13 protein-coding genes are annotated in these 9557 nt (G+C 70.5%); 12 read left to right on the forward strand and 1 reads right to left on the reverse strand.

Going from position 1 to position 9557, the window contains the following annotated elements; genetic code table 11:
* Positions 1–46 precede the first annotated feature (46 nt).
* Positions 47–628 (reverse strand): LLM class flavin-dependent oxidoreductase, encoded by a 582-nt coding sequence (locus VJS38_RS17250; protein ID WP_324089386.1) that lies wholly within the window; start codon positions 626–628, stop codon positions 47–49.
* Between the two features lie 211 nt (positions 629–839).
* On the opposite strand from VJS38_RS17250, the gene VJS38_RS17255 reads away from it, so the two are divergent.
* From VJS38_RS17255 to VJS38_RS17310, 12 genes are all read left to right on the forward strand, one after another.
* The gene (locus tag VJS38_RS17255) at positions 840–1571 is read left to right on the forward strand and encodes a glutathione binding-like protein (RefSeq protein ID WP_324089387.1); all 732 of its coding nucleotides are present in this window, start codon (positions 840–842) and stop codon (positions 1569–1571) included.
* 10 nt (positions 1572–1581) lie between these two features.
* Positions 1582–2283 carry an SDR family NAD(P)-dependent oxidoreductase gene (locus VJS38_RS17260; protein WP_324089388.1) on the forward strand — a complete coding sequence of 234 codons (702 nt, stop codon included), beginning with the start codon at positions 1582–1584 and terminating at the stop codon, positions 2281–2283.
* 294 nt (positions 2284–2577) lie between these two features.
* Complete coding sequence (locus VJS38_RS17265; RefSeq protein WP_324089389.1) at positions 2578–2805, forward strand: hypothetical protein; 228 nt, start codon at positions 2578–2580, stop codon at positions 2803–2805.
* A 66-nt stretch (positions 2806–2871) separates the two neighbouring features.
* Positions 2872–3771, forward strand: coding sequence for a hypothetical protein (locus VJS38_RS17270; protein ID WP_324089390.1), 900 nt, complete (start codon positions 2872–2874; stop codon positions 3769–3771).
* Entirely contained in the window at positions 3768–4166 is a 399-nt protein-coding gene (locus tag VJS38_RS17275) for a DUF6152 family protein (RefSeq protein ID WP_324089391.1), read from the forward strand. The genes VJS38_RS17270 and VJS38_RS17275 overlap by 4 nt, the downstream gene beginning before the upstream one ends.
* A complete protein-coding gene (locus VJS38_RS17280; RefSeq protein WP_324089392.1) occupies positions 4163–4954 on the forward strand; it encodes a hypothetical protein in 792 nt (263 codons plus the stop codon). The genes VJS38_RS17275 and VJS38_RS17280 overlap by 4 nt, the downstream gene beginning before the upstream one ends.
* A gap of 9 nt (positions 4955–4963) precedes the next feature.
* On the forward strand, positions 4964–5362 hold the full coding sequence (locus VJS38_RS17285) for a DUF6152 family protein (protein ID WP_324089393.1): 399 nt from the start codon (positions 4964–4966) through the stop codon (positions 5360–5362).
* A gap of 198 nt (positions 5363–5560) precedes the next feature.
* Positions 5561–6052: a DUF6644 family protein gene (locus VJS38_RS17290; protein WP_324089394.1), complete on the forward strand. Its 492-nt coding sequence runs from the start codon at positions 5561–5563 to the stop codon at positions 6050–6052.
* An 8-nt stretch (positions 6053–6060) separates the two neighbouring features.
* Entirely contained in the window at positions 6061–6564 is a 504-nt protein-coding gene (locus VJS38_RS17295; RefSeq protein WP_324089395.1) for a DUF6644 family protein, read from the forward strand.
* A gap of 31 nt (positions 6565–6595) precedes the next feature.
* Entirely contained in the window at positions 6596–7330 is a 735-nt protein-coding gene (locus VJS38_RS17300) for a c-type cytochrome (RefSeq protein ID WP_324089396.1), read from the forward strand.
* Positions 7327–8235 carry a peptidylprolyl isomerase gene (locus VJS38_RS17305; RefSeq protein WP_324089397.1) on the forward strand — a complete coding sequence of 303 codons (909 nt, stop codon included), beginning with the start codon at positions 7327–7329 and terminating at the stop codon, positions 8233–8235. The genes VJS38_RS17300 and VJS38_RS17305 overlap by 4 nt, the downstream gene beginning before the upstream one ends.
* A complete protein-coding gene (locus VJS38_RS17310) occupies positions 8232–9431 on the forward strand; it encodes a HupE/UreJ family protein (RefSeq protein WP_324089398.1) in 1200 nt (399 codons plus the stop codon). The genes VJS38_RS17305 and VJS38_RS17310 overlap by 4 nt, the downstream gene beginning before the upstream one ends.
* The last annotated feature ends 126 nt before the right edge of the window (positions 9432–9557 follow it).

Consider the following 9557-nt stretch of genomic DNA (forward strand, 5'->3'; position numbering starts at 1 on the left):
GGGTAATCTCGCCCATGGGCGCCTCCCTCGAGTGAAGCTCAACACCTCACTCTGGCACGCAGATGCCGTCGGGGGGCGTCCACCCCATCACCTCGTGCCGGAAGGCGTCGTCGGCGAAGGAGTCCCAGAGTCCGGTGACGACGTCGAAGAATTCGCGAGCGCGCGCGTAGCGCTCGTCATGCTCCATGTCCTCGTCGAGGCCGAAGTTCTGGGCGGCGTCGGGGTTGGCGGTGGTGACGATGTTCCAGCCCGCACGCCCGCCGCTGATGTGGTCAAGCGAGGCGAAACGGCGGGCGATGTGGAAGGGTGCGTCGTAGGTCGTAGACGCCGTCGCCACGAGGCCGATGTGGTCGGTGGCCTGTGACAGGGCCGACAGCAAGGTGAAGGGCTCGAACGAGGTCACCGTCTGGCTGCGCCTGAGCGCGGCGACCGGCATGTTGAGCACCGCCAGGTGGTCGGCCATGAAGAAGGCGTCGAACTTGCCCGCCTCCAGCTTGCGGATGAATCGCTTCAGGGCGGGGAAGTTGAAGTTCGCGTCCGGGATCGCCCCGGGATAACGCCAGGCGCCTGTGTGCAGGCTGACCGGACGCATGAAGGCGCCGAGCTTCAGCTTTCGCGACGCAGCCATGAATCTGCCCCCAAATTCCCACCATATAGGTGGGCATAGAAAGGCCGCCAGTCGTCGAAGGCGTCGGCAAGCACGAGAAAAACTCATGCGACCGCTTGAACAATTCAAAGCCCGTCGGGGGCGAATTCGCCCTGTCGCGCCAGCATTCGCAGCCCATATCCCACGATGAGCCCAAGACACGCCGCCACGCGACGCCACGCAAGGAAAGCCCATGACGATCGAGGTCTTCTACTGGCCCACCTCCAACGGCAAGAAGGTCACCATCCTGCTCGAGGAGTTGGGGGCGCCCTATCAGGTCACCCCGCTGAACATCGGCCGCGGCGACCAGTTCGGCGAGCGGTTCCTGTCGATCAACCCCAACAGCCGGATGCCGGCGATCGTCGACCACGCGCCCAAGGACGGCGGCGAGCCGGTGGCGGTCTTCGAATCCGGCGCGATCCTTCTGTACCTCGCCGAAAAGGCCGGCCGCTTCTGGCCGCAAGAGGACGTGCGCGCCAAGTACGACGTGGTCCAGTGGGTCTTCTGGCAGATGGCCAACCAGGGGCCGAAGACCGGCGAGCGCGGCCACTTCTGGCGGCTCGGGCCCGAGGCCGGCGACCAGGCCTACGCCCGGCGGCGGTTCGACGACGAGGTGCACCGGCTCTACGGCGTACTCAACAACCGGCTTTACGACCGCCGCTATCTCGCCGGCGCCGAGTACAGCATCGCCGACGTCGCCGCCTATCCCTGGACGGTGGCCTGGGCGCAGCAGAACATCGACCTCGACGAGTTCCGCCACGTGAAGCGTTGGTTCGAGGAGCTCTCGGCCCGCCCGGCGGTGCAGCGCGGCCTGGCGGTGACCGCCGGCGAGCCCGAAGATCCAGCGACCTTGTCGCCCGAAGAGCAGGAGCGCCGGCGCAAAATCCTGTTCAACCAGCGCGCCCGGCCCGCGCCGGTCGCGTGAGGAATTTCAGATGAGCACGATCGCCTATCGCACCGCCCTGATCGTCGGCGCCGGCGCGGGCATCAGCGCCTCGGTCGCACGGGCCTTCACGGCGGCCGGTCTGAAAGTCGCGCTGGCGGCGCGGAACACGGAGAAGCTCGCGGCCCTGGCGGCAGAGCTGGACGCGCCGGCCTTCGCTCTGGACGCCGCGAAGCCTGAGGCGGTGGCGAAGCTGTTCGAAGACGCCGAGGCGCGCCTGGGGCCGCTGGACGTCGCCGTCTACAACGCGTCGGCCCGCGCTCGCGGCCCGCTCGCGGAGCTCGTCCCGGCCGAAGTGGAGCAGGCGCTCGCCGTCTCGGCGTTCGGCGGCTTCCTGGTCGCGCGCGAGGCCGCACGCCGGATGATCCCCCGCGGCCAGGGCGCGATCTTCTTCACCGGCGCGAGCGCCAGCGTGAAGGGCTACGCGCAATCCGCCCCCTTCGCCATGGGCAAGTTCGCGCTTCGCGGCCTCGCCCAGAGCGCCGCACGCGAGCTCGCGCCCAAGGGCGTTCACGTCGCCCACTTCGTCATCGACGGCGCGGTCCGCAGCGCGACGCGGCCGGATCCCGCCGGCCGGCCCGACAGCACCCTCGATCCCGACGCCATCGCCCAGACCTATCTGGACGTGCTCCGGCAGTCGCGCAGCGCCTGGACCTGGGAGGTCGAGCTGCGCCCCTGGGTCGAGACGTTCTAGCCATTCGCCGCCGAAGTGGAGGCCGGTTCGGCGCGGCGAATGGTCTAATTTCAAAACTTATGAGCGATCGGCGACGTCAGGACGCATGACCCCAATTAATATTGGGATATCGCCATCCAAAATAACAAGATAATCTCAATCAATACTAGATGATTCCTCGAAGGACGACAGAACACAAAGGCCCTACGATGGGGAAGAAAAGCCCCACCTGATCGGACGCGCCCATGTCGTCATCCTCGCCGTTGCCGTTCATGCGCGCCGGGATCGCCCGCCTCGCGGCGGAGTAGGCGTCTCGTGCCGGCGTCCTCGGATTTCGAACTGGCCATTGAGGCGGACGTCCTCGTCATCGGCGGCGGAATGGCGGCCTGGGCCGCTGTCGGCGCGGCCCGGACAGGCGCCGAGGTCGTGCTGGTCGACAAAGGCTATGTCGGCGCCAGCGGGGTGACCGCTCCGCTTCCGGATCTGAGCACGGTCGAGAGCCTTATTCAGCCGCCGCTTCTAGGCGCGCCCGGCCGCTCATAGGCCAGTTCAGGATTGCTCGTTTTTCCGGCGTCCGGCCGCTCGCTAAGCAAAGCTCGTAAGGACGGCATGCGTAAGGGAACAATGCACCAGTCGAGGGAGTTCGGCGCCAGCGTGCTGCAACGGCTGTCGCGGGCGGCCGCCGTCGCGAGCGCATCGCTGCTGCTGGCGGTGGGCGCGGCCCAGGCCCAAACCCCGCCGCCGCCTGGCGAGTTGAACCGCGCCCCGACCGCCGCGGACTGGGCGGCGCTGGGACATCTGCCGGACTGGAGCGGCGTCTGGATCCCGACGCCCCTGGTGAAGGGCGGACCCGCCTTCGACGAGCCGCCCGCGTGGACGCCGAAGGCGGCCGCGCGGGTCGCCCGGATGCGTGCGGCCGAAGACGCCGGCCGCCCCGACAACATCTACGTCAACTGCCTGCCGGAGGGCATGCCGAGCTTCGACCTGATGACCCTCAACGCGGCGGAGTTCCTGTTCACGCCCGGCCGGGTGACGATCCTCAGCGAGTTCGACGGCAACCGCCTGCGCCGCATCTGGACCGACGGCCGCGGTCATCCGAGCGATCCCGACCTCACCTTCAACGGCCACTCGGTCGGCCGCTGGGAAGGCGACGCCCTGGTGGTCGACACCGTCGCCATCCGCCCGGAAACCTTCATTCCGCTGGGCCAGGGCGTGGGCGTGCCGAACAACGGCGAGGCCCATGTCGTCGAACGCATTCGCCTGACCGGCCCCGACACCCTGGAGATCGACACCGTCATCACCGCGCCGCACGTGCTCTCCAAGCCCTGGCGCAGCCGGCGGACCTGGACCCGCAAGCGCGACCGCAGCTCGGACATCGTCGAAGCCTCCTGCCGCCAGGGCGATTTCCTCGAAGACACCGACGCCGAGGGCTTCGCAGTGTTCACCCCCATTCCGAAAGACGAAGGCGGCGCGCCGTTGGCGCTTCCGTCGCCCCAGACCGCGAAATGACCCGCCGACAGCTTCTCGCCCTCGTGGTTGCCGCCGCCATACCCAGCGCCGCCGCCGCCCATCACTCCTTCGCCATGTACGACCAGACCAAGGTCGTGACGGTCCAAGGCGCGGTGAAGACGTTCCAGTGGACCAATCCGCACGCCGTGCTCTGGGTGCTGGTGGCGCCGAAGGACGGCGGAGCCGCCGAGCTGTGGCCGGCGGAGCTGCCCACCAGCCCCGGCAACCTGGCGCGGATGGGCTGGTCGAAGACCTCGGTGCGGCCCGGCGACAAGGTCGTCGTCGAGATCAATCCGCTGCGCGACGGCCGCCACGGCGGCTCGCTGAAGAAGGTCACCCTGGTCGACAGCGGCAAGGTGCTGGCGATCGGCCCGATCCCGCAGGCCAAGCCATGACCCGCAAGCTCGCCGCGCTGATCGTCGGGCTCGCGCTCGCCGCCTCGGCGGCGAACGCCGCGCCTTCGCCGAAGGACTGGGCCGCGGTCGCCCGGCTGCCGGACTGGAGCGGCGTCTGGGCTCCCGACGTCGTCGACCAGAACGCGCAGGTCCACGGCGATCCCCCGCCCTGGAAGCCCGAGGTCGCCCGGCAGGTCGCCGCCCTGGAGGCCCAGGAGAAGGCCGGCCGCCCGAAGGGGCTGTTCGTCGACTGCCTGCCGCACGGCATGCCGGCGCTGATGCTGGTGACGCATAATCCGATCGAATTCGTCTTCGCGCCGGGACGCGTGATCCTGCTGGGCGAATCCGACGGCAACCGGCTGCGACGCATCCGCACCGACGGCCGCCCGCACGCGGCCGATCCGGACCCTAGCTTCTTCGGCGACGCGATCGGCCGCTGGGAGGGCGGCGCCCTGGTGGTGGACACCGTGGGCGTGCTGCCGCAGACCTACATCGCCGTCAGCGAGGCGGTCGGCATCCCGAACGACGGCGACCTGCACGTGGTCGAGCGCATCCGCCTGGAAGGCGCCGACACCCTGGTCGACGAGCTCACTATCACCGCCCCGCACGTGCTGACCGGTCCCTGGACCACGCGTCGGCTCTATCATCGTCAGCGCGACCCCGCGGCCGAGATCGTCGAGGGCGTCTGCCTGCAGGGGCGCTACCTCGAATCCCGCGACGCCGACGGCCACGCCGCCTTTTCGCTCCTGCCGCTCGGTGAAGACGGCGCGCCCGCCCCGCCCAAGTAGAGACTGCCCATGTCCCGAGCCGCCGCCTTCGTCCTCGCCGCCGCGCTCTGCGTCTCCGCACCCTGCGGCGCGCTCGCCCACCACTCCTTCGCCATGTACGACATGAACCGCGTGGTGACCCTGGCCGGAGCGGTGAAGGCGGTGCAGTGGACCAATCCGCACGTCGTCATCTGGGTGGAGACGGCGCCTGCCGGCGGCCCAAGCCAGCTGTGGACGGTCGAGGCCACCAGCCCCGGCAACCTCGGCCGAATCGGCTGGACGCGCCGCGCGCTGAACCCCGGCGACAAGGTGGAGGTGGAGATCGCCCCCCTGCGCGACGGCGGCCACGGCGGCTCGCTGAAGAAGGTCAAGCTGGTCGCCACCGGCCAGGTCCTGAGCGGCAACTGGGTGCAGCCCGGCAAGCCGTGAGCGGCTCTGTTTCACCCCGGCAAACCCATGCTTGAGAACAATGAATTCGTCCCCTCCGAGGGCCGAGAATAGATTTCACCTCCACTTCGGAGGGGCGCTCAGTTGTCTCGCAAAGATCAGATCAAGCTCGGCTTCATCCTGCTTAAGAACCGCCATATGGCCGCCCGCACGCGGCTGGCGGCGGAATAGCCCAGCGCCATGTCCCTCGCACAGTTCAGCCAGACGCTCGCCGAGACCCCGGCCAGCGTGTTCATCCAATCGGTCAGCTGGATCATCCCTTCCCTGCAGACGGTGCACATCCTGGCGATCAGCGTCGTCCTGGGCTCGATCCTGCTGGTCGACCTGCGCCTCCTGGGGCTTGTCGGGCGCGGCGTGGCGCTTGACGCGGTCGTCCGCCGCTTCGCCGCCTGGCTCTGGTGGTCGCTGCTGGTCCTGGCGATCACGGGCTCGGTCCTGGTCGTCGGCGAACCCGACCGCTCGCTGACCAATCCGGTGTTCCAGACCAAGCTGGTGCTGGTCGCCCTGGCCGCGCTCGCCACCCTGGCGATCACCCGGCCGGTCGCCGGCGACCCGCAATTCTGGACCGCCACCCCCGCCCGCCTGGCGGCCGGCCGCGGCCTGGCCCTCGTCTCCCTCGCCATCTGGCTCGCCGTGATCATCGCCGGCCGCTGGATCGCCTACGCCATCTGAAGGCGCCGATGTCCCTGCAATCCTTGTTCAACGCCCTTGAAAACACCGGCTGGGCGACCGCCATCCGCGAAGGCTCGATTCAGTTCCCGGCGATCGAGACCGTCCACGTGATCGCCTTCGCGACCGTGGTCGGCGCGATCGCGATCGTCGACCTGCGGCTCCTGGGCGTGCTCGCCCATCACCGCAGCGTCCAACGGCTGACGCGCGAACTCCTGCCGCTCACCTGGGGCGCCTTCGCCCTCGCCGTGGCCACCGGCTCGTTGCTGTTCGCCTCCAACGCGGTGCGCTACGCGGGCAACCCGGCCTTCCAGCTCAAGTTCGTCGTCCTCGCGCTGGCGGGAGCCAACATGGCCGCCTTCCACGTCGGCGCGTTCCGTCACGTGGACGCCTGGGACGAGGCCGAGCGGCCGCCGCGCGCGGCGCGTTTCGCCGGCGCGGCCTCGCTGGCGCTGTGGATCGGCGTCGTCGCGGCCGGACGCTTCATCGGCTTCATCGACCCGACCGGCCCCTGAGGCGCGTGTGGCTCGGCTCGGACGGCGAGGCTTGCTCTTGGCGCTGGCGGCGGTGGCGGCCCTCGGCGCCGCGGGCATGGGGGCGGGGTCGGCCGGCGAGCGGCTGGTCCTGGCCGATCCGGACGCGCCGGCTCCGAGCGGCGCGCTCGGCCTCTTCGCCCATGCGCGTGGCCGGGCGCTGTTCCATGCGAAGTGCGCCGCCTGCCACGGCGGCGAGGGCCAAGGCGATCCGGCGGCAGGTGCGCCGGACCTGACGGATCACGACTGGCTCTACGGCTCTGGCAAGGCCAGCGAGATCGAGACGGTGATCAGGCACGGCATCCGCGCCTTCGCGCCCAAGACCTGGAAGCTCGCCGACATGCCGGCGTTCGGCCGGGCGCGTCCGTCAGCGGGCGAAGCCGCGCCGCAGCTGGCGCCGAACGAGGTGTCGGACGTGACGGAATTCCTCATCGCGCTCGAAAAGCGCCCGCATGACCCGGCGGCGGCCGAGCGCGGCCGCACCCTCTATCTCGGCCGCGGCGGCTGCTTCGACTGCCACGGCGCGGACGGGCGCGGCGATCCGGGGATCGGCGCGCCGGATCTGGCCGACAACGTCTGGCTGTTCGGGCACGGCCGGCGCGACGAGATCGCCCGCTCGATCAGCGACGGCCGGCGTGGACGCTGCCCGGCCTGGGCCGACCGGCTGTCGTCCGCCGAGATCCGCGAGATCGCCATCTATGTCCGCGGGCTGTCCGCAAGCCCGGCGCCACGGGGGAGCCGACCATGAGCACGGTCCTGCAGGAGGCGCCGCCGCGCGCCCGGTCCGCCTGGCTCGACCCGCGCCGGACGGCCCCGCGGCGATCGCTCGCGCTGTGCGCGGTCGGCGCCGTCACGGGGCTGCTGTTCGCCGGCGGCGCGCTCTTCACCGCACGCGGCGCCACGACCCTCATCGTTCCGGCCGAGGACGTCGCCCTGGTCAACGGCCAGCCGATTGCGCGCAGCGACTATGTGGCCAGCCTGCGCGCGCTCTACGACGTCGACCCCGCCGAGGCGACGCCCGAGCAGAAGCGCAAGGCGCTCGACGACCTCGTGGCGGAGGAGCTGCTGGTCCAGCGCGGCAAGGAACTGGACGTCGCCGGCGCCGACCCGGACGTGCGGGCCGCCACGGTGAACGCCGTCGAGCAGAGCGTCGCCGCGGACGCGCTCAGCAAAGCCCCCGCCCCCTCCGTGCTTCGCGCCTGGTACGAGGCGCACCGCGACCGGTTCGCGGATGAAGGCGTCATCACCGCCCGCGACCTGGTCTTTCCGCCGGCCAAGGCCGCCGCCGCGGCCCGCGCGCTGCGCTCAGGCGCGCCGGTGGCAACGGTGCTGGCGCAGTTCGGCGGTCACGACACCGGGCGCGTCAAGGGCCAGGAGTTCTACTTCGCCGCCCGGATCCACCTCGGCGCAACGCTCTTCGAGGCCGCACGCCGCACGCCCGCCGGCCAGCTATCCGCGCCGATCACCCAAGCCGACGGCGTCCATTTCGTCCAGGTGGCGGCGAACAAGCCGCCGGCCGCCCTGCCGTACGAAGCGGCCCTGCCGGCGGTGCGCGACGACTACACCCAGGAGGCCGTCAGGCGGCTGCAAGCGCAGCACCGGGACTTCCTGCGCCGCCGTGCGACGGTGCTGGTCGCCCCGGATCTGAGATGAGGCGCTTCCTCTTCCTGCTGGCGCTGCTGTTCACGCTCGCGCATGGCGGCGCGGCCGACGCCCATGTCCGCAGCGAGAGCCATTCGGTCTGGGAACTGAACGGCGGCCACGTCGACCTGGTCATGATCATCCCGGCGCTCGAGGCCGCGCGGCTCGAACGCGGGCGAAGCCAGCCGAGCGACGCGGCGCTGGAAGCCTATCTCGCCCAGCGCGTCTATCCCCTGGCCGACGGGCGGCGCTGCGCGCTCGTCCCGCCGATCCAGGCGCTGAGCGCGCGGGCGGGCTACCGCCGCTACGACTTCACCTTCGCCTGTCCGACGGCGAAAAAGATGACGATCCGCTCGGGGGCCTTCTTCGATCTTGTCCCCAGCCACATCAATTACGCGCAGATCCAGAACGCCAGGACCGGAGAGTTCACCGAGCAGCTGGTCACCCGCGACCGGCAGATGCTGGAGGTCGCCGGCGGCGAGGCCGATCGGCTGAAAGCGGCGGGCTTCCCGGACTTCGTGCGCATGGGCGTGATGCACATCCTGACGGGCGTGGACCACATGTCCTTCCTGGTCGGCCTGGTGCTGATCTCGCGGCGGGTGAAGGATCTGCTGTTCGTGATCACCGGCTTCACCCTGGGCCACAGCCTGACGTTGGCGCTCGCGGTGACCGGCGTGCTGCGGCCCCAGGCCGACCACATCGACGCCCTGGTGGCGCTCACCATCGCCCTGATCGGCCTGGAGAACGTCGCCGTCCAGGCCCAGCGGCCAGGCGCTGTCGCGGCGGCCTTCGCCGCGGCGCTGGCGGCCATGGTCGGGCTGAAACTGGCGGGCTTCGGCGCCCTGCCGGCGCTGCTGCTGCTGGGCGCCGGCCTCTTCGGGGCGAACTATCTGCTGGCTTGCGGTCAGGTGCGCGACGCCGCCCGCGTGCGTCTGGCGATCACCGTCGTGTTCGGGCTGATCCACGGCTTCGGCTTCGCCGCAGGCCTGCTGGACGAGCCCCTGCCGCCCCAGCGGCTGGGCGAGCTCCTCTTCGGCTTCAACGTCGGCGTCGAGATGGGGCAGTTGGCGCTCGTCGGCGCCGTCGCAGGCTTGGCCTGGGCGCTCGGCCGCGTGCGGCTGGCCCCGCCGCGCCCGATCGTCGTCGACGCGGCCGCCGCCGGGCTGGTCGGCGTCGGCGCCTTCTGGTTCGTCACCCGCGCGTTCTGACCGCAAGCGGACCTTTTCGTAAGGAACGAAATAGCTGCTCAGCGAACGTCGCGAGCCACGGCCTGCATGATGCGCTCGACCAGCGCATCGTCGCCCTCGGCGGCGCGCGGCTGATCGGCGGGTCCG

Origin of the sequence: Phenylobacterium sp. (assembly GCF_035276905.1) — a bacterium.
GTDB lineage: Bacteria > Pseudomonadota > Alphaproteobacteria > Caulobacterales > Caulobacteraceae > Phenylobacterium.